The following is a 23031-nucleotide window of genomic DNA, read 5'->3' as shown; positions in this document are numbered from 1 at the left end:
ACAAGGACAGAGGTGTAATTCCCCCTTTCGCTCGCCCCGGGCGGAGGTGGTCGACCGGAACAGGGAGCCGCACATGTCGCGGGACACACAGAGCACCCGAGGAGCCGACCCGAGGCGACGCCGAACCAGGGCCCGGTACCGCGCCCTCGCGTTCCTCGCCCTCGACACCACGGCCTGGGTCGGCGGGTTCGTCGGGGCCGCCTGGACCCGCTACGAGTTCGCCCTGACCACCGCACAGCTGACCCGGGCGGCCGGCTGCGGCCTGCTCGCCGCCGGCCTGCACGTGGCGGTGGTGGCGGCGCGGCGGGTGCGCTCCGGCCGCCACCCGCTCGGCAGCCTCCAGGAGGTGCAGGGGCTGGCGGGAACCGCGCTCACCACTGCCGCGGTGATGCTGCTCGGCGTACTTCCGGTCACCGAGCGGCCGGTGCCGGCGAGCACCCCCCTGGTCGGCGGCGCGCTCGCCCTGCTGTCCATGCTCGTCGTGCGGGTCGCCTACCGGCACCACCGGGACCTGCGCCTGCGCCCGGACGTCCGCTCGTCGACCCCGGTCCTGCTGTTCGGCATGGGTAGCGCGGGGCGAGGGCTGCTGCGCGCCCTGCTCACCGACCCGCGCGGCCGGTACCTGCCGGTCGGTGCCCTCGACGACGACCCGGACAAGCGCAACCTCGCCGTCGACGGGGTGCGGGTGCTCGGTGGGCGCGACGACGTCGCCGAGGCGGTGCGCCGCACCGGCGCCGCCACGGTGATCTTCTCGGTGGCCAACGCCGACGCCGCCCTCATCCGGCAGATCCGGGAGAGCACCTTGAACGCCGGGGCGGCGTTCAAGGTGCTGCCGCCGGTGCGGGACCTCGTCGACCATCGGATCACGGTCACCGACGTACGCGACGTCCAGATCAGCGACCTGCTCGGCCGCCGGCAGGTCGTGGCCGACATGGCGGTGCGGACGAACAGCCTCACCGGCCGGCGCGTCCTGGTCACGGGTGCCGGCGGCTCGATCGGCTCCGAGCTGTGCCGGCAGGTGATGAAGGCGAACCCGGGGAGCTGATGATGCTCGACCGCGACGAGTCTGCCCTGCACGCGTTGCAGATGTCGCTCGACGGCCGGGCGTTGCTGGACGGCCCCGAACTGATTCTCGCCGACCTGCGCGACGACGAGGCGATCCGGCGGATCGTCCGGGAACGCCGCCCTGAGATCATCTTCCACGCCGCCGCACTCAAGCACCTCACGCTGCTGGAACGGCACCCAGGCGAGGCCATCAAGACCAATGTCTGGGGCACGCTGACGGTGCTGGACGCCTGCCGCGACGTGGCGAAGTTCGTGAACATCTCCACCGACAAGGCCGCCGACCCGACCAGTGTCCTCGGCTACTCCAAGCGGATCACGGAGCGGTTGACCGCCCACACCGCCTCGCGTTTCCCGGGCACCTTCCTCAGCGTCCGCTTCGGCAACGTGCTGAGCAGCCGGGGCTCGGTGGTCACCGCGTTCCAGCGGCAGATCGAGATGGGCAAGCCGTTGACTGTCACCCACCCCGAGGTGACCCGGTATCTGATGACCGTGCAGGAGGCGGTGCAACTCGTCCTCCAGGCCGCCGAGATCGGCCGCGACGGCGAGGCGCTGGTTCTCGACATGGGCGAGCCGGTACGCATCGCCGACCTGGCCCGGCAGATGGTGGAGCAGGCCGCCAGCACCGTGCCGATCGTCTACACCGGGTTGCGCCCCGGCGAGAAGCTGCACGAGGACCTGCTCGGCACCGGTGAGACCGACGTCCGCCCGCTGCACCCGCTGGTGTCGCACGTCGCGGTGCCCCCGCTCGACCCGATGGAGGTCAGCGGTCTCGACCCGTTCGACGACCCGGCCAAGGTCATCGCCGCGCTGGCCCGCATCTGCGCCCAGCCCGTCGACCACGTCGACGACAGCGTCCCCGACGGCCTGCCGCTGCCCCGCTGACGCCCCGCGACCCACGGGCCGGTGCCCCCGCCACGGGGTCACCGGCCCGTCGCGCTGTTCAGCGGCGGATGCCGGCCCAGTCGTGATGCCGGCGCACCGTGGACAGGATGAAGTTGACCACCAGCCGGGAGGTGTCGGTGACCTGGTAGTCGGCCGGGCAGGGAACACCGTCCACGGCCACCTGGTCGATCGCCACCCGGACGGCCTCGACGACGCCGTCCCGGTCCAGGCCGGTCATGATGATGCCGCCGGCGTCGAGCGCCTCCGGCCGCTCCATCGAGTCCCGCAGGGTCACCGCGGGGAAGCCGAGGATCGCCGCCTCCTCGCTGATGGTGCCGCTGTCGGACAGCACGCACCGGGCCCGGGTCTGCAGGTGGACGTAGTCGAAGAAGCCGAAGGGCTCGTGGAAGGCGATGCCGTCGAGGTCGGTGGCGTCGTCGGTCAGCGACTCCAGCCGCTTGCGGGTGCGGGGGTGGGTCGACACCAGCACCGGCAGTCCCCACTCGCCACGGACCGCGCGCAGGCAGTCGAGCAGCCGCCGCAGCCGGGCCGGATGGTCCACGTTCTCCTCCCGGTGGGCGCTGACCACGAAGTAGCTCCCGGCGTCCAGTTCCACCTGGCGCAGGACCGACGACGCCTCGATCTGGGGCCGGTAGTGCTCGATCACCTCCCGCATCGGTGAGCCGGTGTGCAGGATGCGCCGGGGGTGCAGGCCCTCGGCGAGCAGGTTGCGCCGGGCGTGTTCGCTGTAGACGAGGTTGAAGTCGGCGACGTGGTCGACCAGGCGGCGGTTGGTCTCCTCCGGCACGTTCAGGTCGAAGCACCGGTTGCCCGCCTCCATGTGGTAGACCGGCACCCGCATCCGCCGGGCCATCAGCGCCGCGATGGCGCTGTTGGTGTCCCCGAGCACGAGCAGCGCGTCCGGTCGCAGGTCGCGGACGGCCTCCTCGACACCGACGAGGACACCACCGAGGACCCGGCCGAGTGAGGACGTGTCGACCCGCAGGAAGCGGTCCGGTTCCCGCAGGCGCATCTCGGTGAAGAAGACGTCGGACAGGGACCGGTCCCAGTTCTGCCCGGTGTGGACGAGCACGTGCTCGACCGTCCGGTCCAGTCGATCGGTGATCCGGGACAGCCGGATGATCTCCGGCCGCGTTCCCACCACCGTCATGACCCGCGTCATGGCCCCACCCTTCACACGGCCGGCTTTCGACGATGCGCCGGCAACGGACCAGGGTCCAACGATTCGGAGCGAACCTCGGTAACGCCACCGATAAGTGCGAGTAATTGTCGCGCCAGAGCCACCAGGCCCATTTCCGTGTTATCCGTACGCCGTCACCCGGCGAGTTGTATGGTCCGATTCGACGTGAATCGACAGCTCCCCTGGGAACAGTGGGGAAAGGCAGGAGGAGACGTGATTTCCTCACTTTCGGGCCGACGTTTCCTGATCACCGGCGGCACGGGTTCCTTCGGGCAGACGATGGTGTCCCGGCTGCTCGACGCCGGTGCCGCCGAGGTACGCGTCCTCAGTCGGGACGAATCGAAGCAGGACATGATGCGCCACCGGCTGCGCGACGACCGGGTGCGCTACTACGTGGGGGACGTCCGGGATCTCGACAGCGTCTTCAAGGCCGCCCGCGGCGTCGAGTTCGTGTTCCACGCGGCGGCCCTCAAGCAGGTTCCCTCCTGCGAGTTCTTTCCGCTGGAAGCGGTCCGCACCAATGTGCTCGGCAGCGCCAACGTGGTCGACGCCTGCGAACGCAACGGCGTCGAGACCCTCGTGCTGCTCAGCACGGACAAGGCCGTCTACCCGGTCAACGCGATGGGCATGACCAAGGCCCTCATGGAGAAGGTCGCCCAGGCACACGCGCGCAACAACCCGGCGGCCCGTACGAGGGTCTGCTGCGTGCGCTACGGCAACGTGATGTGCTCCCGCGGTTCGGTCATCCCCCTGTTCGTCGAACAGATCCGCAACGGCCTGGCACCGACGGTGACCGAACCGACGATGACCCGGTTCCTGATGTCCCTCGGCGAGTCGGTCGACCTGGTCGAACACGCCTTCCGGCACGGCCAGCCCGGCGACGTCTTCATCCGCAAGGCCGACGCCTGCACGGTCGGAGACCTCGCGACGGCCCTGTGCAACCTGTTCGGGGTGCCGGCCAAGTTCGACGTCCTCGGCATCCGACACGGCGAGAAGCTGTTCGAGACCCTGGCCAGCCGGGAGGACCTGGCCCGCGCCGAGGACTTCGGTGACTTCCTGCGGGTACCGGTCGACAGCCGCGACCTCAACTACGCCCTGTACTTCGACGAGGGCGACATCCGCCAGGAACACGTCGCCGACTACCACTCGCACAACGCCCGGCGGCTGGACGTACCGGAGATCATGTCGCTGTTGCTGACCCTGCCGGAGATCCGGGCGCAGCTCGACGGGATCGGCCAGCCGACCGCCACCCGTCGCGCGTGACCGGGCCCGGCGGGGCCAGCCGGGACGGCGACCCGGCAGCCACCAGAGTCACCCTGGTCAGTCAGTTCTTCCCGCCGGAACCGGTGCCCATCCCGCTGGGCCTGACCCGCTGCCTGCGCCGGCTGGGGTTCGCGGTGGACGTGCTGACCGGGGTGCCCAACTATCCCACCGGGACCGTCCACCCGGGCTACTCGCACCGGCGGCGGACGGTCGACGGCCTCGACGGCGTCCGGGTGCTCCGTACCCCGCTGCACCCCAGCCACGACCGGTCCACGGTCGGCCGGGTCGCCAACTACCTGAGCTGGGCGGCGTCCTCGACCCTGCTGGGCTCGCCGCTGCTGCGCACGGCGGACGTGGCGCTGGTCTACTCCTCCCCGGCGACGGCGGCCTGTGCGGCGCTGACGGCGCGGCTGCGCTGGGGTACCCCGTACGTGCTGATGGTGATGGACCTGTGGCCCGACTCGGTCTTCGCCACCGGATTCCTCACCCACGGCCCGGCCCGCCGGGCGGCACAGGCAACCCTGGGCCGGTTCACCGACCTGACCTACCGCTGGGCCGACCACGTCACGGTCCCCTCCCCCGGCCTGCGGGACACCCTCGTCGCGCGCGGTGTGCCCGCCGGGAAGGTGTCGGTCGTCTACAACTGGGCCGACGAGAAGATCATGCAGCCGGCCGAACCCGAGCCCGGTTTCCGGGCCCGCCTCGGCCTGACCCCCGACGACTTCGTGGTCATGTACGGCGGCAACCACGGCCCGGCACAGGGCCTCGACGTGGCGATCGACGCCATGGACGGCCTGCGTGACCTGCCCGACGTGCACCTGGTGCTGGTCGGCGACGGGGTGAGCCGCAACGCCCTGCGCTCCCGGGCCGACCAGCTCGGCCTGCGGACGGTGCACTTCGTCGACCAGGTCACCCCGGAACGCATGGTCGCCGTGTCGGCCGCCGCCGACATCCAGCTCGTCTGTCTCGCCGACGAGCCGCTGTTCCGGATCACCATGCCGAGCAAGGTCCAGACGATCTTCGCCTGCGGGCAGCCCGTCCTGTCCTGCGCGCCGGGGGACGCGGCCCGGGCGGTACGCGACGCCGACGCCGGATTCACCTCCCCGCCCGGCGACCCGGCGCGGCTGGCCGAGACCGTCCGGCTCGCGCACGCCACCCCACGCGCCCGGCTGCGGGCGATGGGCCGGGCCGGACACGACCACTACCGGCTGCACATGAGCGAGTCAGCCAACGCGAGGCTCCTCGCCGACCTGCTGGCCGAGGCCGCGGCGAAGGGCCGCGGGAGACCACGCCGAAACCGGGAGCAACGATGAGCCGACGGATACTCGTCCTGGGCGCCACCGGCATGCTCGGGCACACCCTCATGCGGGAACTGCACGACGTCGCCGCCCTGGACGTGCACGGCGCGGTGCGCGGAACCGGCGCGGCCGGTCTGCCGCCGGAGCTGGTGGAGCGGATCACGACCGGCGTGGACGTGCGCGACCCCGGGCGCGTCGGCCGGTTGGTGGACGACGTCCGGCCCGAGGTGGTGGTGAACTGCGTCGGCGTGATCAAGCAGCGTCCCGAGGTCCAGGACGCGGTGCACACGATCACCGTCAACGCGCTCTTTCCCCACCAGCTGGCGCAGGAGTGCGCCCGCCGGGACGTCCGCCTCGTGCACGTCAGCACCGACTGCGTCTTCTCCGGCGACCGGGGCGGCTACGTGGAGACCGACATCCCCGACCCGCCGGACCTGTACGGCCGCTCGAAACTGCTCGGCGAGGTCCACCGCCCACCGGCGCTGACGCTGCGTACCTCGATCATCGGGCACGAGCTGACCGGCCACCGGTCCCTCGTCGACTGGTTCCTGTCCCAGGACACGATCGTGTCGGGCTACACCAAGGCGATCTACAGCGGCGTCACGACGGTCGAGTTCGCGCGGCTGCTGAGGTCGGTCGTCCTGTCCCGGGAGGACCTCACCGGCCTGTACCACGTCGCGGCGATACCCATCTCGAAGTACGAGCTGCTGAAGCTGGTCGCCACCGCGTACGGGTGGGCCGGGCGGATCGTCCCCCACGACGGCTTCGTCTGCGACCGCTCGATGTCGGCCGAGGCGCTGGCGCAGGCCACCGGATACCGGCCGCCGTCCTGGTCGGAAATGATCTCCCAGCTGGTGGCGGCGCGGGCGCGGTGGGCGCGCGGCGGCGTCCCTCCCGTCTACCCGGGAGCCGTCAACCGCCCCCGGTCACCGGGCGGGCCATCCGGTTCACCCCCCGCACCTCGATCGCGGAGCTGACACAGATGATCACCCTGTTCCTCCCGGTCCTCGTCCTGGCCGCCGTCCACTACTCGGTGGCGATGCGCCGGTACGGCCTGCTCACCCCGGACGGCCTCTTCGTGGTCTGCCAACTGCTGATGCTCTACGGCACCGTGCGCCTGGTCGACACCGACTCCGACACGGAGGTGTTCTACGCACGGCTGATGGCCGCCGCCGTCGCCCTGTACCTCGTCGCCAGCATGACGACCAGTGTGGTCATGCAGCGCACCTCGCGCCGACGTGGCGTCCGGGCCGCCTACTCCGACTACTCGGTCACCCTGGTGGCACCCACCGGTGCGATCCTGTTCGTCATCGCGGTCTCGGCCGTCGTGACGGTCGCGTACTTCACCGCCGTCGGCTACAGCGCCTTCTTCCTCGGCCTGCAGGGCCAACTCGACGGGGCACCGGCGGACATCGCCAACCTGCGCCTGGACTCGTACGCCGGCGAGGACTACCTGTTCCCCGGCTTCGTCAACCAGTTCAAGAACGCGATCCTGCCCGCGCTGACCCTCGTGGTGGCGGTGTGGTCGTTCAGCCGGGGCGGTCTCTTCGCCCGGGCCGGCTCGATCGTCCTCATCGCGCTGTCGGCCGTCGCGCTGCTGGGCACCGGGCAACGCGGCGCGATGGTCGTGTTCCTGACGACCGCGATCGTCTACGCGTACCTGCACAACCGGCGCCGCCTGCCCCGGGCGGCCGTCCTGCCGATCGTGTTGGGGCTGCCGCTGGTCATGCTGTCGACCTACGTCCTGGCCCGGCGCGACGGGCAGGCCGACAGTCCGCTGCGCGCGGTGACGAACGACCTCGTCGACCGCTTCGTGCACGACAACCAGGCATCGGGTATCGCGGCGTTCAACTACACGTCCATGCTGCCGGTCCGCAACGGCGGCGAGTGGTTGGAGGGGCTGCTCAGCATCCTGCCCGGCCACCGGGGAAGCACGCTCAGCTCCGAGATCTTCTACACGGTCTACTGGTCCACCCGGGGCACCTCCCCGCCGTCGCTCTGGGGCTCGATCCACTACAACTTCGACACGGTCGGTCTGATCTTCCTGGCCGTCCTGTTCGGTGTCCTGCTCCAGATCCTCACCCAGCGGTCCCTGCGCAGGGGGCGGTACAACTCGCTGCAACTGGTGGGGTTCGCGGGGATCACCGTCGTTCTCGGCACCTGGATCGCCGGGGGCATCGAGACGCCCATGAACGTCGGCCTGTTCAGCTATCTCGGCCTGTGGTACTGGGGCGGACGGATGGGCGGCCCCGGGCGGCACTCGGTCGTCCGCGCCGACCCGGCGGCGGCCACGGCGCTACCGGCCGGCCCGCGCACCTGGGGGCCGCTACCCGAGGGCCGCCGGCCAGGGCACCGGGTACCCGGACAGCAGGTCGCCGGGCGGGTCTGACCGGCATGCGAGCGCGGTCGGGCAGCGACACCGGCAACGACACGACGTCCGACGACACGACTCGCCGGCGGCACCGGGCCGCCCCCCGCCACCGCCGTCGGGTGGCCAGCAGCCGACGGGGGGTGTTGAACATCGCCGCCGGAAGCGCCGGGGGACAGGTGCTCCTGCTGCTCGCCGCACCGGTGCTCGCCCGCATGTACAGCCCGGCCGACTTCGGGGTCTTCGCCGTGCTCGGCACGCTCGCCGCCACCCTCGGCGCGGTGGCGTCCGGCCGCTTCGAACTCGCGGTGCCGCTGCCGGAGCGGGACCGTGAGGCCCACGACCTGGTGGCGGTGGGTCTGGTGACGGCCCTCGGCACCGCGCTGGCCGGCACGGTCGTGGTCCTGGTTGCCAGGGACGGGATCGCGGCACTGTTCGACCAGCCGGCACTGTCGTCGTGGTTGTGGCTGACACCGTGGACGGCGGCGGCGATGGCCGCCGTCCAGGTGCTCAACCAGTTGGCGATCCGGTACCGGCGGTACTCCGCGATCGGCCGACGCAACTTCCTCCAGGCCGGTGCGACCCTCCTGACGCAGCTCGGCGCCGGCCTGGTGGGACTGCGTTCCGGGGGCATGGCGTTGGGGTTGGGCGTCGGCCAGGCCGTGGGCGCGCTCAGTCTGCTGCCCGGCATGCGCCGGCGGGGGGCGGACGAGGATCCCGGCACCCACCGCCGCAGCCTGTGGCGGACGGCCCTGCACCACCGTAGGTTCCCCCTGCTGCTCGCCCCGTCGGGGCTGATCAACGTGCTGGGTCTGCAACTGCCCGTCCTGCTCATCGCCTACTTCTACGGAAGCGCGGTGGCCGGATGGTTCGGCCTGACCCAGCGGGTGCTCGCGATACCCGTCGCGCTGCTCGGTCTGGCCGTCGCGCAGGTGTACCTGGCCGAGCTGTCGCGGGCCGCGCGCACCGGCAGCGGACGGGCAGCGGCGCTCTTCCTCCAGGCCAGCCGGCAACTGGGGATGGTCGCCGCGGCCGGGGCGCTGCTCATCGTCTTCGCCGCACCACCCGCCTTCGCGATGGTGTTCGGACCCGAGTGGAGCACGAGCGGCAGCTACGTTCAGGCGCTGGCGGTCTTCACGGCGACGCAACTGGTCGGCTCACCGCTGTCCCAGACCCTGATCGTCTTCGGTAGGCAGGGTCTTCAGCTCGCCTGGGACGTGGGACGGATGATCCTGGTCGCGGCGGCGGTGACGGCCACCGCCCTGGCCGGCGGCTCGGCCCTGGCCGCGGTGTGGGCCTTCGGCCTCTCCGCCGCCGCCGCCTACGGGGTGTCCTGGCTGCTCTCGTTCCACGTCGTCACCACGGCACACCGGCACGGGCCGCCACGGAAACCCGAGCCCGTGCCGCCGACTCTCGCCCACAGCCGGTGAGCGCGATGGCTGCGGACACCCCGGCGGCCGGCCGGCCGCACCGGGCGAGGCTGCACGCAACGCGGGGACCCTCTGGTTCGTTGAGCCAGGGGCCCCCGTCGCCGGCCCGGCTGGCCGCGCGACCGCCTTCCGACCCCGTTCCCCACCGGTGCGGCCGCTGCGCACACCAGCGCGGCGGACCCAGAAGAATAGGTTCTCGCATGACGACCGACACAAGTCTCATCTTGTGTGACCTCTCCCCCTTCCGGCACTCCACCAGGACGCGGAAGATCGCCGTGACGGCCGCGCCCCACCTGCCCGGCACCGTGCGGGCGGTCACGCTCGCCCAGGTCGGCCGCAACGGCGCGGCCGACGATCCCGGGCTGTCACGGATCGACGGCATCGAGGTGGAGCAGCTACCGGTGGGTCGCATCGACCAGCGACGCCGGCTGACCGCCTCGATCCGCAACCTGGCCACCGTCTACCTCCCCGCCCTGTGGCACCTGCGGCGGCGGGTCCTCGCCACCCGGGCCAGGACGGTCTTCGTGGGGCACATCGCGCTGTTCTGGATCGGCCTGGCGCACCGTCGACGCTGGGGCAGCCAGGTGATCCTGAACGGACGCGAACGCCCGGGTGGCATCCGCACCAGGGGCTCGCTCGCCACCTGGTTCTCGCGGGTGGAACCCGTCCTGCTCCGGCTGGTGGCCCGACGCGCCCCGGTGACCGTGGTGGCGGTCTGCGAGAGTCACGCGACGCAGTTCCGCAGGCTGGGCCTCGACGACGTGCTCGTCATCCGCAACGTCCCGCTCGCCGCGTTCGCGCCGGATTTCGTACCCCCGCCACCGGGGCCGGACCTGGTCGTCGCCTGCGTCGGCACCCTCTACCCCGGGCGCGGCATCGAGGCGCTGATCGACGCCACCGTCACCGCCCGGGCCGCCGGGGCTGCGGTACGCCTCGAGGTCACCGGCCCGGCGAGCCAGGAGTACCGGACGGCCCTGCTGGACCGGATCCGCGACGCGGGTGCCGAAGCGTACGTCTCGCTGCCCGGGCCGTGCCCGCCCACCGAGGTGGCCGCTCGCATCCAGCGCGCCCACGTCGCCACGGCGCTGTACGAGGCGGTGGACCCGGCCAACGACTCGCTGTCCAACAAGCTGTTCGAGGGGGTGGTCGCCGGGCGTCCCGTCATCGCCGGTGACCTGGCCGAGAACCGGGCGTTGATCGAACGGTTCGCGGTCGGCTGGTCGATCCCGGTCGAGCCCGCCGCGCTGGGTGCGCTGCTGTGCGAACTCGCGGCGGATCTTCCCGGCGTGCGGGCGATGGCTGAGCACTGTTACGTGACCGGCCGGTCGGAGTTCGTCTGGGAGGCGGAGACGTCGGTGTTGCAGAAGCGTCTCCTGACCGCCGCCGGCGAGCAGCCGTCCTCGCCGGTTCCTTCGAGCCACTCCAGGGGGCTGCTGTGAACTCCGACGTCCCGGTCCAGGTCGTCCACGTCACGGGTGCCCGGCCCAACTTCCCCAAGGCGGCGCCGGTCGTGCGGGCGCTCGGCGCCCGGGGGGTGCGGCAGCGCCTGATCCACACCGGGCAGCACTACGACGAACGCATGTCGGACGTCTTCTTCCGGCAGCTCGGCCTGCCGGAGCCCGACGAGAACCTCGCCGTCGGCTCGGGCAGCCACGCCGGTCAGACCGGCGAGGTCATGGTGGGTCTCGAACGGCTCTTCGTGGCGTCGCGCCCGGGCCTGGTGGTCGTCTACGGCGACGTGAACTCCACGCTGGCCGCCGCCCTGGTGGCCACGAAGCTCGGCATCCCGGTGGCGCACGTCGAGGCGGGTCTGCGCAGCTTCAACCGGTCGATGCCGGAGGAGATCAACCGGCTGGTCACCGACCGGGTGTCGGAGCTGCTGTTCGCCACGAGTCCGGATGCGCTGGTCCACCTGGGCAACGAGGGGGTGGACCCGGCACGGGTCCACTTCGTCGGGAACCCGATGATCGACACGCTGCTCGCCAACCTGCACCTGTTCGACGTCCCGCTCGTCCGCCAGCAGCTCTCCCTGCCCGAGCGGTACGTGGTCGCCACCCTGCACCGGCCGGCGAACGTCGACGATCCCGGCGACGCGGCGGAACTCACCAAGGCGCTGCACACGGTGGCCGACCAGGTTCTGATCGTGCTGCCGTTGCATCCCCGGGGCCGCGCCAGCCTGGCCGCCGCGGGGCTGTTCCCCCACCCGCGGATCCGGGTCGTCGAGCCGCAGGGCTACGTGGAGTTTCTCAGCCTGGTGCGCGGGGCCCGCGCCGTGGTCACCGACTCCGGCGGTGTCCAGGAGGAGACGACGGTGCTGGGCGTACCGTGCCTCACCCTGCGCGCCGAGACCGAGCGTCCCGTGACCATCAGCCACGGCACGAACCGCCTGGTGACCCGGGAGGAGTTGGCGGAGGCGGTCCGGGCGCTGCTGGTGACGCAACGGCCCGCCGCGGGCTGGCCGACACCGCCACTGTGGGACGGTCGGGCCGGCAGCCGGATAGCCGAGGTGATCGCCCGGTTCGTCGGCGCGGGCTGAGGGCGGGCACGACTGCGGCAGACGAAACGTTCAGCTCATCAACGTATTGACATGCTTGCCTCACCCCCGGAAGGCTCGCGCCGACAGGTCCTTCCACGAAGGGGGCGCAATGAGGCGCACACGGCTGGCGATCGCCGGCGTGTTCACTCTCGTCGGCGCGTTGGCGCTGACCACACCGGCGACTGCCCGGCCACCGTCCGATCCGGGCGGCCGCGACAACCTGGAGGTGTACGTCGGCACGGTCGACGCGGGGCAGCTCGACGAGCTGCGCCGGGTGGGCGTCGACCTCGGTCACGACCACGGCGGCACCGACAGCTCCGGCAGGACCGAGATCGAGACGGTGCTCAGCCGGGGGCAGGCGGAGAAGCTGAGCCGCGCGGGCGTCGAGCTGAAGGTCAAGAAGGTACGCGGCAAGGCCGCCTCGCAGGTGCTGCGGGAGCAGGCCGCGACGGGCTGGACGGCGTTCCGCTCGTACAGTGCGCCGGGCGGCATCCGCGACGAGATCACCGCGACGGCGGCCCGGCACCCGAAGCTGACCAAGGTGGAGACCATCGGGAGGTCGTGGCAGGGCAAGCCGATCCTCGCCGTCAAGGTCACCAGGAACGCGAAGAACGTGCCGGACGGCCAGCGCCCCGCCGTGCTCTACGCCAGCACCCAGCACGCCCGCGAGTGGATCACCACGGAGATGACGCGGCGGTTGATGCACCACGTGCTCGACAGCTACGGCACCGATCCGGAGATCACCCGCATGGTCAACACCACCGAGCTGTGGTTCCTGCCGGTGGCCAACCCGGACGGCTACGACCACACCTTCACCCCCGGCAACCGGCTGTGGCGCAAGAACCTGCGGGACAACGACGGCGACGGTCGGATCACCTCCGGCGACGGCGTGGACCTGAACCGCAACTTCGCCTACAAGTGGGGCTACGACAACGAGGGTTCCTCACCGGATCCGGTCAGCGAGACCTACCGGGGCCCGGGCCCGAACTCCGAGCCGGAGACGAAGGCGCTCAACCGGCTGTTCAAGCGGGTCGGGTTCGAGTTCCTGGTCAACTACCACTCGGCGGCGCAGCTGCTGCTCTACGGCGTCGGCTGGCAGGTCTCCACCCCCACCCCGGACGACGTGATCTACGAGGCGATGGTCGGTGACGACGCCAACCCGGCGGTGCCCGGCTACGACCCGGACCTGTCGGCCGAGCTGTACACGACCAACGGTGACACCGACACGCACGCCACCGTCCGGCACGGCACGCTCGGCTTCACCCCGGAGATGTCCACCTGTCAGGCGGCGGCGGCCTCCGACCCGGACGACGAGTGGCTGCCGGAGGACTGCGTCAGCGGCTTCATCTTCCCCGACGACGAGAAGCTGATCGCCGCCGAGGTGGCGAAGAACCTGCCGTTCGCCCTGTCGGTGGCGACGTCGGCGCGCACCCCGGACGACCCGGCGTCGGTGGTCGGGCGCGACACCGCCGACTTCGTGGTCGATGCGTTCGACACCTCGTACGGGCGCAGCCAGCAGGTGGCCACGATCGCCCGCAGGTCGCTGACGAACGTGCGGATGCACTACACGGTCAACGGTGCCCGGCCGAAGACCACGTCGGTCCGCCAGTGGCGCGGCGGTGAACGCTACGGCGACACCCACAACGACTACTACGCCGAACTGCGCGGCAAGGTCACCGGCACCCGGCCCGGGGACCGGGTCGAGGTGTGGTTCACCGCCCGCAAGCGCGGCGCGGGGGTGGTGGCCAGTGAGCACTTCACCTACCGGGTGCACGACGACATCGGTGGGGACGTGCTGGTCCTCGCCGTGGAGGACGTCACCGGGCCGAGCCCCACCCAGGACGCGACCACCGCGAAGTACGCCGACGAGATCGCGGCGTCGCTGGCCGCCGCCGGGCACAGCAGCGACGTGTACGACGTCGACGCGATGGACCGGACCGCACCGCACCACCTCGGGGTGCTGTCGCACTACGACACCGTGGTCTGGGAGACCGGCGACGACATCATCATGCGCGCCCCCGGGCAGGTGCCCGGCACGGTGGCGAAGGCCGCGCTGGACACCGAACTGGCGGTGCGGGACTACCTCAACGAGGGCGGCAAGCTGCTGGTCAGCGGCAAGTACGCCCTGTTCGCCCAGTCCGCCAACGGCGCTTACGGGTACCGTCCCGACGCCCCGCCGGAGTGCACGGACGCGGCGGACCCGACCTGCCTGCCGTTGTTCAACGACTTCCAGCAGTACTGGCTGGGCGCCTACGGCTACGTCAGCGACGGCGGCACCTCCCCCGAGGGGCAGCCGTACGGGGTGCGGGGCGACGACGGCCCGTTCGGCGGGTTCGCCGGTGAGCTGAACGCGCCGGGCTCGGCGGGCAACCAGGACCACACGGCGTCGTTCCTGACCACGTCGAGTTTCCTGCCCGTCGACCAGTTCCCGCAGTTCAGCAGCTCGGCGCCGGCGGGCTGGGTGCGCCCTGGCGGCGCGCCGTACGATCCGCGCACCGGGGACTGGTACCTGTTCAGCGGGCAGTCCGACGAGACCTACAAGCGGCTCACCCGGACGGTGGACCTGACCGGGGCCGACAGCGGGGAACTGCGGTTCCACACCTCGTTCGACATCGAGGCGAACTGGGACTTCATGATGGTCGAGGCGCACGAGGTGGGCAGCGACGACTGGACCACGCTGCCGGACGCGAACGGGCTGACCACCCAGGTCACCGGGGACAGTTGCGAGTCGGGCTGGGTGGCGCAGCTGCACCCGTTCCTGGCGCACTACCAGGGCGCGGACTGCTCCCCCACGGGCACGACCGGGCAGTGGCACGCGGCCACCGGCAACTCCGGTGGCTGGAAGGAGTTCGTCGTCGACCTGTCCGCCTACGCCGGCAAGCAGGTCGAGGTCTCCATCTCGTACGTCTCGGACTGGAGCACCCAGGGCCTGGGCGTGTTCCTGGACGACACCCGGGTGGTCGTCGACGGGGTGACGGTCACGCAGACCTCGTTCGAGTCGGACGATCTCGGTGGTTGGACGGTGGCCGGTCCGCCGACCGGATCGAGCCCGGCGGCGGTCGACTGGTCGCGCAGCCAGCAGGCGTTCGAGGAGGGTTCGGTGGTGGTCACCGAGGACACCGTCTACCTCGGCTTCGGGTTGGAGGGGCTGGCTCCGGCGGCGCGTGACGACCTGGTCGCGCGGGCGCTGACCCACCTCTCCGGCGGTCCGCGCCGGTAGTGGTGCTCACGGGTGCGCCGGCGGTGTCCGCACCGCCGGCGCACCTTCGCGTACGCCCCTGACGGGGCGGGGCGATGTGGTGTGCTGTAGGCATGGACCATCGACGTCTCGGGCTGGTGCTCCATCCCACCCGGGACGTGTCCCCGGTGGTGGACACCATCGTCGACTGGGCCGGTCGGCAGGGGGTGGCCCTGGCGGTCCGTGCCGAGGACCGGCACCGCGTGCCGCCGGGCGTCGAGGCGCTGCCGCCCGGAGCACTGGCCGCGGCCTGCGACGCGCTGATCAGCATCGGCGGTGACGGCACGATGCTGGGGGCGCTGCGCTCGGCCGTCGCCGACCCGAAACCGGTGCTCGGCGTACACCTGGGCAAGCTGGGCTTCCTGGTGGAGGTGCAGGCACCGGAGCTGCCCGGGGCGCTGGACCGGCTGGCCGCCGGGGACTTCACCGTCGAGACGCACAGTTGCCTGGCCTGTGACGTGTGCGGCGACAACATCGTCGCGTTCAACGACGTCGCCCTCGTGCGGCGGCCGGGGCAGGGCTTCGTCGCCGCCACCCTGGCCGTGGACGGCCAGCAGTACGGCTACTACCGGTGTGACGCGCTGGTGGTGAGCACGCCGATGGGCTCGACGGCGTACAGCTACGCGGCGGGTGGGCCGCTGGTGTCCCCGGCCACCCAGGCGGTGGTGGTCACGCCCTCGGCACCGATGGCCGGGATCTCCCGGTCGGTGGTGCTCTCCCCCGGCGAGGCGGTCCGGTTGGAGCTGCGCCCCGACTCCGCGCCAGCGGTCGTGGAGATGGACGGCATGGTGATTCGGGAGGCGGCGACGGAGGGCGAGCTGCACATCCGCTACCGTCGCGACGCCGGCCTGGTGGTCCGTCTGGACGCGCGGCGCTACCAGGAACGCAACCAGCTCAAGCTGAGCCTGCTGGACCTGCCCCTGCTGCCGGAGCAGCTACGCGAGCTGCTACCGGAGAACCTGCGTCGCCAACTCGACCGCCGAGATCTGCCTCCGCCCCGCTGAACCGGCATGGCCCGATGCCACCGGCATGTCCCACGCCGGTGTTCCCGCTGTCACCCGTACCGCTCACGCGCCGCCACAGGACGGTGTGGGTGCCCGCGTCCTAGCGAGCGTTTTGTCCAGTGCCGCCGGGCGGATCGCCGTCGGCCACCTACGACGCGGCACTACCGAGAACCTCCGAGACGAGGTCCTGCGCCTCGGACTGGATGCGGGCCAGGTGGTCGGGGCCCTGGAACGACTCGGCGTAGATCTTGTAGACGTCCTCGGTGCCGGACGGGCGGGCCGCGAACCAGCCGGAGGCGGTGGTGACCTTCAGCCCGCCGATCGAGGCGTCGTTGCCCGGCGCGGTGGTCAGCGTCGCGGTGATCGGCTCGCCGGCCAGTTCGGTGGCGGTCACCTGCTCCGGGGAGAGCTTGCCGAGCACGGCCTTCTCGTCGCGGCTGGCCGGGGCGTCGATGCGGGCGTAGGCGGGGGCGCCGTAGCGCTCGGCCAGCTCGGCCCAGTGCTCGCTGGGGGTACGTTCCGTCGTGGCGATGATCTCGGCGGCGAGCAGGCAGAGCAGGATGCCGTCCTTGTCGGTGGTCCAGGTGCCGCCGTCGCGGCGCAGGAACGACGCACCGGCGCTCTCCTCGCCGCCGAAGCCCACCGTGCCGTCGAGGAGTCCGGGCACGAACCACTTGAAGCCGACCGGCACCTCCAGCAGCGGTCGCCCCAGGTCGGCGGCGACCCGGTCGATCATCGAGGAGGAGACCAGGGTCTTGCCGACGGCGGCGGCCGGGCCCCACTTCTCACGGGTACGGAACAGGTGGGCGATGGCCACGGTCAGGAAGTGGTTCGGGTTCATCAGCCCACCGTCGGGCGTGACGATGCCGTGCCGGTCGGCGTCGGCGTCGTTGCCGGTGGAGACCTGGAAGTCGGCGCGGGCGGCGATCAGCGACGCCATCGCGTTCGGCGAGGAGCAGTCCATCCGGATCCTGCCGTCGCCGTCGAGGGTCATGAACCGCCAGGTCGGGTCGACCGTCGGGTTGATCACGGTCAGGTCGAGGCGGTGCCGGTCGGCGATCTCCCCCCAGTACGCCACGCTGGCCCCACCGAGCGGGTCGGCACCGATGCGCACCCCGGCGTCGCGGATCGCGTCGACGTCGATCGCGGCCGGCAGGTCGTCGACGTAGCGGCCGAGGAAGTCGTACGCGCCGGTGGTGTCGGCGGCGCGGGCCCGCGCGTACGGGATGCGTTCGACCTGCGTGAGCCCTGCCGCGAGGATCTCGTTGGCCCGGTCCTGGATCCAGCGGGTGACGTCGGAGTCGGCGGGCCCGCCGTTGGTGGGGTTGTACTTGAAGCCGCCGTCGTCGGGCGGATTGTGCGAGGGGGTGATCACGATCCCGTCGGCGAGGCCGGACGTGCGGCCCCGGTTGTGGGTGAGGATCGCGTGCGACACCGCCGGGGTCGGGGTGTAGCCGTCCCGGCTGTCCAGCAGCACCGTGACCCCGTTGGCGGCGAGGACCTCCAGGGCGTCCACGGCGGCCGGCGCGGACAGCGCGTGGGTGTCCCGGCCGAGGAACAGCGGGCCGTCGAGGCCCTGCGCACGGCGGTAGTCGCACAGCGCCTGGGTGACCGCGAGAATGTGGTCGGAGTTGAAGGCGTTGCGCAGGCTCGACCCCCGGTGCCCGGAGGTGCCGAAGGACACCTGCTGCGCCGGGTCAGCCGGATCCGGGTGCTCGGCGTAGTAGGCGGTCACCAGCCTCGGCACGTCGACCAGGTCGGCGGGCTCGGCGGGCTGGCCGGCACGGGGGTGGGCCACTGCGGGAACCTCCTCGGGTACGGGTGGATGCACTGTTTCCCGGCGGGCGTCGGGTCACACCCGGCTCAGGGTTCGACGCGCTGCTCAGGCTTCGACGCGCTGCTCAGGGTTCGACGCGCTGCCCCTTGCCGATGACGACGATGCCGTTGTCGGAGACGGTGTAACGCTGCCGGTCCTTCTCCAGGTCCACGCCGATCTCTGCCCCCTCGGGCACGTGGACGTTCTTGTCGATGATGGCCCGACGCACCACGGCGTGCCGCCCGATGTCGACGCCCTCCATGAGCACCGCGCCGTCGACGTGCGCCCAGGAGTGGACCTTCACCTTCGGTGACACGATCGAGTTCTCCACCAGGGAGCCGGAGACCACCGCGCCCGGCGAGATCATCGAGCCGACCGCCCGCCCGACCCGCTCCCCCCACTGGTGGACGAACTTGGCGGGCGGGTAGGGCGGCTGTTCGGTGTAGATGGGCCACTCGAAGTTGTAGAGGTTGAACACCGGGTGGACGTTGATCAGATCCATGTGGGCGTCGTAGAACGAGTCGAGCGTCCCCACGTCCCGCCAGTAGCCGCGGTCGCGGTCGGTGCTGCCGGGCACCTCGTTGTCGCGGAAGTCGTAGACGTTGGCCTCGCCGCGCTCGACCAGCATGGGGATGATGCTGCCGCCCATGTCGTGCTTGCTGGTGCGGTCCTCGGCGTCGCACTCCACCGCCTCGCACAGCGCCTTCGTGGTGAACACGTAGTTGCCCATCGAGGCGTAGATCTGGTCGGGGGCGTCGGGCAGGCCGACGGCGTCGGTGGGCTTCTCCCGGAACGCGCGGATGCGCCGGCCGTCCTCGCCGACCTCGATCACCCCGAACTGGTCGGCGCTCGACAGCGGCTGGCGGATGCCGGCCACGGTCACCCCGGCGCCGGAGGCGATGTGGTCCTCCACCATCTGGCGCGGGTCCATGCGGTAGATGTGGTCGGCACCGAAGACGATCACATAGTCCGGCTGCTCGTCGTTGATCAGGTTGAAGCTCTGGTAGATCGCGTCGGCGGAACCGGCGAACCACCAGGGGCCACGGCGCTGCTGCGCCGGCACCGGTGTGACGTAGTTGCCCAGCAGGGTCGACATCCGCCAGGTCTTGGTGATGTGTCGGTCCAACGAGTGGGACTTGTACTGGGTCAACACGACGATCTTCAGATAGCCGGCGTTGGCCAGGTTGGAGAGCACGAAGTCGACCATGCGGTACATCCCGCCGAACGGGACGGCCGGCTTGGCCCGGTCCGTGGTGAGCGGCATGAGGCGTTTGCCTTCTCCGCCGGCCAGAACGATCGCGAGCACCTTGGCAGCCATGACCAGACGCTATCCATCCCGGTCCCACTTCACCACTCGTACGGGCACTTTGCACTAGGGTGCCGGGCATGACCGACTCCGCCCCCCTGCGCGTCGACCTGCTCACCCGCGAGTACCCGCCGGAGGTGTACGGCGGGGCCGGCGTACACGTCGAGTATCTGGCCCGTGAGCTGCGTCGGCTCGCCGACGTGCGGGTGCACTGCTTCGGCGGGCCGCGCACCGAGCCGGGCGTCGTCGCGTACTCCGAACCGGAGAGCCTGACCGGCGCGAACGCCGCGCTGCGGACGATGGCCGTCGACCTGGAGATGGCGGCGGGCTGCGCCGGCACGGACGTGGTGCACAGCCACACCTGGTACGCGAACCTGGCCGGGCACACCGCGAAGCTGCTGCACGGGGTGCCGCACGTGGCGACCGCGCACAGCCTGGAACCGTTGCGGCCGTGGAAGGCCGAGCAGCTCGGCGGCGGGTACGCGCTGTCGTCGTGGTGCGAGCGCACCGCCTTCGAGGCGGCCGACGCGGTGATCGCGGTCAGCGAGGGGATGCGCCGCGACGTGCTGGCGGCGTACCCGGCGGTGAACCCCGACCGGGTGAGGGTGGTCTACAACGGCATCGACACCGCGCAGTACGCCCCCGATCACGGCACCGACGTCGTCGACCGGCTCGGGATCGATCCGGCGCTGCCCAGCGTGGTCTACGTCGGGCGGATCACCCGGCAGAAGGGCCTGCCCTACCTGCTGCGGGCCGCCCGGGACCTGCCGGCCGACACCCAGCTCGTGCTGCTGGCCGGGGCACCCGACACGCCGGACATCGCCGCCGAGGTGGAGGGGCTGGTCGGCGAGCTGCGGGCCAACCGTTCCGGGGTGGTGTGGGTGGCGGAGATGCTGCCCAAGCACGAGGTGATCCAGGTGCTCACGCATGCCACGGTGTTCGTCTGCCCGTCGGTGTACGAGCCGATGGGCATCGTCAACCTGGAGGCGATGGCCTGCGAGACGGCGGTGGTCGCGACCGCGACCGGCGGCATCCCCGAGGTGGTGGCCGACGGCGAGACGGGGCTGCTGGTGCCCATCGAGCAGGCCACCGACGGCTCGGGCACCCCGCTGGACCCGGCCCGGTTCGAGGCCGACCTGTCGGCCCGGCTGAACGAGTTGCTGGCAGACCCGGCGCGTACGGCCCGGTTCGGCACGGCGGGCCGCCAGCGCGCGGTGGAACACTTCTCCTGGGACGCCATCGCCCGCCAGACCCTGGACGTCTACCGATCGGTGGGCGCGACCGGCTAACGGCTGTTGTTCAGCCCCGCAGCAACTCCATCAGCTCATCGGTGGACAGGCCCTCGGTCTGCTTCGCGCTGCCCCGACCGCGCATGTGCCGCACCAGGCGTTGTCCCCTGGTTTCGCCACCGCCAGACTGATTCCCGGTTCCTGACACGTCGCGCATGGCTGTTGACCTTACGTGACGTGGAGGGTGGCGGCGAGGCGGTGCAGGTCGGCCGGGGCGGTGGCCGCGCGGGCCACGACGCCGACGACGCCCCGGGCTACCGGCCGGTCGTGTATCTCGGCGTGGGCGGTGCGTTCCGCGTCGAGCAGCGCCCGGCCCGCCCGCGACATGTCGCCGGCCGTGGCGCAGGCGCGGGCCACGTCGAGCAGGTGCGCGGCCCGGTGCTCGACCGGCAGCCACCGCCACCGATCGCCGGCCACCAACTGCTCGTGTCGTGCCGTCGCCAGCGCCACGTCGCCGAGGGCCGCCTCGACGACCACCCGGGCCGCCTCCACCGACGCGGGGCCGAAACCCGCGCCGCCCGGCAGTTCGTGCGCGCCGCCCGGCACGTCGTGGTCGACCGCATCGGCCTGGTCGAGGAACGCCAGGGCGCTGTCACGGTCTCCGAGGCCGCCCGCCGCGAGCGCCGCCTGGAGCAGCAGCGTCCCGCGCAGCGGCGCGTCGGCCGCGAGGCCGCACCGTGATGGCACGTCGGCCGAGAGACCGCTCCGGGGTGGCGGGTCGGCCGAGGCGTCTCGCCTGGGTGGCCCGAGGCGCTGCGCGGCCAGCATCGCCGCCTCCATCGCGGACCGCCGCCGGCCCACCGCCCGCAGCGCCTGGCTCAGCGGCACGGTGGCTGCGGCGGCCAGCCGCGCGTCCGCTGCGGCCAGCGCGACGGCGATCCCCCGGTCGGCGGCCAGCCACGCCGACTCGCCCTGACCGACCTTCACCAGCGCCAGGGCGACCAGCCCGTACGCCGACACCAGCAGTTCGTCGGCGGCCCGGCCGGGGCGGGCGGCCTGCGCACGCCGGACGGTGTCGAGCAGGCCGGGCAGCAGGTCGCGCAGCGCCGGGTACCGGGCATGCCGGTAGGTCTGCTCGGCGTGGTCGAGCCCGGCCCGCACCCGCGCGAGATCCGGCGGCCGGTTCGGTGGCTCGACGTGGTAGCGGGCCAGGGCGACACGGATCCGCTCCACTCCGGCGGCGGGGGCCGGCGGCCCGGCCCGCTCCGGCAGCAGGGTCGCCACGTCGATCCGCAGCGCGTCGGCGACCTCCCGCAGACTGGACAGGCGTTCCAGCCGGCGCGCCCCGCGCTCGACCTTGTCGACCCAGCTCTTGGACTTGCCGAGCCGGTCGGCGAACTGCTGCTGGGTGAGGTTCCGCCGCACCCGCCACTGCGCGACCCGCCGGCCCACCGGCAGCGCGCTCACCGCCGGCCCCTCGCGCTCACCGGAACACCCCGGCCACGAACAGCAGGAGTACGACCACCGCGACCACGATCCCGTAGGCGTACTGCCGCCGGGTGGGTCCTGCACGACCGGGCCGGGGCGGGCAGGGCACCCGGTCGCCGTCGGGATGCCGTGGCCCGGCCCCCGGCGACGGGTGCGCCTGCGGCAGCGGCCCGTCATGCGGACGCTCACGCATCGAAGCCTCCTTGCGAGGGAAGGGAGGTGCAGGTCAGAGCGGGGCAGCACGGGAACCACCCCGCCCCGGTCGGAGGCACTCCGCTGCTGACGAGAGGCCACTGACACGAGGGAACTTAGGACCCTAAGTAGCCAGAGTCAACACAGGATCCACACCGTGTCGCGGTTGGTGAGAATCTTGAGGGGCTGACGAGAGGTGGTCACATGCCCCGCAAGCCCGTGTACGAACAGGTGGTCGACGACATCACCACGTCGATCCGCAGCGGGACGCTCAAGCCCGGCGAGAAGCTCCCGACGATCGCCGAACTTGCCCGGCAGTACAACTCATCCGACAACCCGATCAAGCGCGCCCTCTGGATCCTCGACGAACGGGGCTGGATCGAGGTGCACCAGGGCAAAGGGTCGTTCGTCGCAACGGAACCGCCCCCCTGAACAGCAGCAGTCGTACCTATCGCGCGAAGGCCCGCCATCATGTCGCGAACAACGCTCTACGAACGGATCATCAATGACGTCGTGGCTACGGTCCGCGCTGGCACGCTGAAGCCCGGTGACAAGCTGCCGTCCATCGCGGAGATGCGCGAGCAGTATCAGTCGAGCGCCTGGCCGGTTCGCTACGCCCTACGGATCTTGGAGGAGCGGGGCTGGATCGTCACCCGGCAGGGCAAGGGGTCGTTCGTGGCGGCCGAGCCGCCCGCCTGACTCACCGCGCGCGGAG

General features: G+C 71.7%; 18 protein-coding genes and 1 pseudogene. 13 read left to right on the top strand and 6 right to left on the bottom strand.

Going from position 1 to position 23031, the window contains the following annotated elements; translation table 11 throughout:
- The first annotated feature begins 73 nt into the window (after positions 1 to 73).
- Positions 74 to 1947 (top strand): annotated as a pseudogene (locus GA0070616_RS29490) (polysaccharide biosynthesis protein).
- Positions 1948 to 2005: 58 nt separating this feature from the next.
- Here the strand turns inward: GA0070616_RS29490 and wecB (GA0070616_RS22295) are convergent.
- Positions 2006 to 3130, bottom strand: a complete 1125-nt coding sequence (gene wecB / locus GA0070616_RS22295; RefSeq protein WP_091086649.1) for a non-hydrolyzing UDP-N-acetylglucosamine 2-epimerase — start codon at positions 3128 to 3130, stop codon at positions 2006 to 2008.
- A gap of 231 nt (positions 3131 to 3361) precedes the next feature.
- On the opposite strand from wecB (GA0070616_RS22295), the gene GA0070616_RS22290 reads away from it, so the two are divergent.
- From GA0070616_RS22290 to GA0070616_RS22250, 9 genes are all read left to right on the top strand, one after another.
- Positions 3362 to 4411, top strand: coding sequence for a polysaccharide biosynthesis protein (locus GA0070616_RS22290; protein ID WP_281188336.1), 1050 nt, complete (start codon positions 3362 to 3364; stop codon positions 4409 to 4411).
- Positions 4408 to 5724 carry a glycosyltransferase family 4 protein gene (locus GA0070616_RS22285; RefSeq protein ID WP_091086642.1) on the top strand — a complete coding sequence of 439 codons (1317 nt, stop codon included), beginning with the start codon at positions 4408 to 4410 and terminating at the stop codon, positions 5722 to 5724. The genes GA0070616_RS22290 and GA0070616_RS22285 overlap by 4 nt, the downstream gene beginning before the upstream one ends.
- On the top strand, positions 5721 to 6686 hold the full coding sequence (locus GA0070616_RS22280; RefSeq protein ID WP_091086639.1) for a dTDP-4-dehydrorhamnose reductase family protein: 966 nt from the start codon (positions 5721 to 5723) through the stop codon (positions 6684 to 6686). Before GA0070616_RS22285 ends, GA0070616_RS22280 begins: the two co-directional genes overlap by 4 nt.
- Positions 6687 to 6691: 5 nt before the next feature.
- The gene (locus GA0070616_RS22275; RefSeq protein ID WP_139128974.1) at positions 6692 to 8098 is read left to right on the top strand and encodes an O-antigen polymerase; all 1407 of its coding nucleotides are present in this window, start codon (positions 6692 to 6694) and stop codon (positions 8096 to 8098) included.
- Between the two features lie 5 nt (positions 8099 to 8103).
- Positions 8104 to 9507, top strand: coding sequence for a lipopolysaccharide biosynthesis protein (locus tag GA0070616_RS22270; RefSeq protein WP_091086632.1), 1404 nt, complete (start codon positions 8104 to 8106; stop codon positions 9505 to 9507).
- Between the two features lie 200 nt (positions 9508 to 9707).
- Positions 9708 to 10946 (top strand): glycosyltransferase, encoded by a 1239-nt coding sequence (locus GA0070616_RS22265; protein ID WP_175440176.1) that lies wholly within the window; start codon positions 9708 to 9710, stop codon positions 10944 to 10946.
- Positions 10943 to 12043, top strand: coding sequence for a non-hydrolyzing UDP-N-acetylglucosamine 2-epimerase (wecB, locus tag GA0070616_RS22260; RefSeq protein WP_091086626.1), 1101 nt, complete (start codon positions 10943 to 10945; stop codon positions 12041 to 12043). Before GA0070616_RS22265 ends, wecB (GA0070616_RS22260) begins: the two co-directional genes overlap by 4 nt.
- Positions 12044 to 12152: 109 nt before the next feature.
- Entirely contained in the window at positions 12153 to 15263 is a 3111-nt protein-coding gene (locus tag GA0070616_RS22255; RefSeq protein WP_091086621.1) for a M14 family zinc carboxypeptidase, read from the top strand.
- Between the two features lie 92 nt (positions 15264 to 15355).
- The gene (locus tag GA0070616_RS22250) at positions 15356 to 16285 is read left to right on the top strand and encodes an NAD(+)/NADH kinase (RefSeq protein ID WP_091086618.1); all 930 of its coding nucleotides are present in this window, start codon (positions 15356 to 15358) and stop codon (positions 16283 to 16285) included.
- 148 nt (positions 16286 to 16433) lie between these two features.
- Here the strand turns inward: GA0070616_RS22250 and pgm are convergent, their stop codons facing one another.
- Both pgm and glgC read right to left on the bottom strand, forming a co-directional pair.
- Positions 16434 to 18083: a phosphoglucomutase (alpha-D-glucose-1,6-bisphosphate-dependent) gene (pgm, locus tag GA0070616_RS22245; RefSeq protein WP_091086614.1), complete on the bottom strand. Its 1650-nt coding sequence runs from the start codon at positions 18081 to 18083 to the stop codon at positions 16434 to 16436.
- Positions 18084 to 18186: 103 nt separating this feature from the next.
- A complete protein-coding gene (gene glgC, locus GA0070616_RS22240) occupies positions 18187 to 19419 on the bottom strand; it encodes a glucose-1-phosphate adenylyltransferase (protein WP_091086611.1) in 1233 nt (410 codons plus the stop codon).
- 68 nt (positions 19420 to 19487) lie between these two features.
- Between glgC and glgA the strand changes: the two genes are divergently transcribed.
- Positions 19488 to 20696 carry a glycogen synthase gene (gene glgA / locus GA0070616_RS22235; protein ID WP_091086607.1) on the top strand — a complete coding sequence of 403 codons (1209 nt, stop codon included), beginning with the start codon at positions 19488 to 19490 and terminating at the stop codon, positions 20694 to 20696.
- Between the two features lie 10 nt (positions 20697 to 20706).
- Here glgA and GA0070616_RS22230 read toward each other — a convergent pair whose 3' ends face one another.
- The 3 genes from GA0070616_RS22230 to GA0070616_RS28315 are packed head-to-tail and all read right to left on the bottom strand — an operon-like array spanning position 20707 to position 22317.
- The gene (locus GA0070616_RS22230; RefSeq protein WP_217628222.1) at positions 20707 to 20853 is read right to left on the bottom strand and encodes a hypothetical protein; all 147 of its coding nucleotides are present in this window, start codon (positions 20851 to 20853) and stop codon (positions 20707 to 20709) included.
- An 11-nt stretch (positions 20854 to 20864) separates the two neighbouring features.
- Positions 20865 to 22103: a helix-turn-helix domain-containing protein gene (locus GA0070616_RS22225; protein WP_175440175.1), complete on the bottom strand. Its 1239-nt coding sequence runs from the start codon at positions 22101 to 22103 to the stop codon at positions 20865 to 20867.
- A gap of 16 nt (positions 22104 to 22119) precedes the next feature.
- Positions 22120 to 22317 carry a hypothetical protein gene (locus tag GA0070616_RS28315; protein WP_175440174.1) on the bottom strand — a complete coding sequence of 66 codons (198 nt, stop codon included), beginning with the start codon at positions 22315 to 22317 and terminating at the stop codon, positions 22120 to 22122.
- Positions 22318 to 22520: 203 nt separating this feature from the next.
- Between GA0070616_RS28315 and GA0070616_RS22220 the strand changes: the two genes are divergently transcribed.
- Together GA0070616_RS22220 and GA0070616_RS22215 are read left to right on the top strand one after the other, a co-directional pair.
- A complete protein-coding gene (locus GA0070616_RS22220) occupies positions 22521 to 22748 on the top strand; it encodes a winged helix-turn-helix domain-containing protein (RefSeq protein WP_091086600.1) in 228 nt (75 codons plus the stop codon).
- A gap of 39 nt (positions 22749 to 22787) precedes the next feature.
- A complete protein-coding gene (locus tag GA0070616_RS22215; RefSeq protein ID WP_091086597.1) occupies positions 22788 to 23015 on the top strand; it encodes a winged helix-turn-helix domain-containing protein in 228 nt (75 codons plus the stop codon).
- Positions 23016 to 23031: the final 16 nt, after the last annotated feature.

Origin of the sequence: Micromonospora nigra, from assembly GCF_900091585.1 — a bacterium.
In the GTDB taxonomy this organism is placed as follows: domain Bacteria; phylum Actinomycetota; class Actinomycetes; order Mycobacteriales; family Micromonosporaceae; genus Micromonospora; species Micromonospora nigra.
This window is presented reverse-complemented; position numbering and strand designations above follow the sequence as displayed.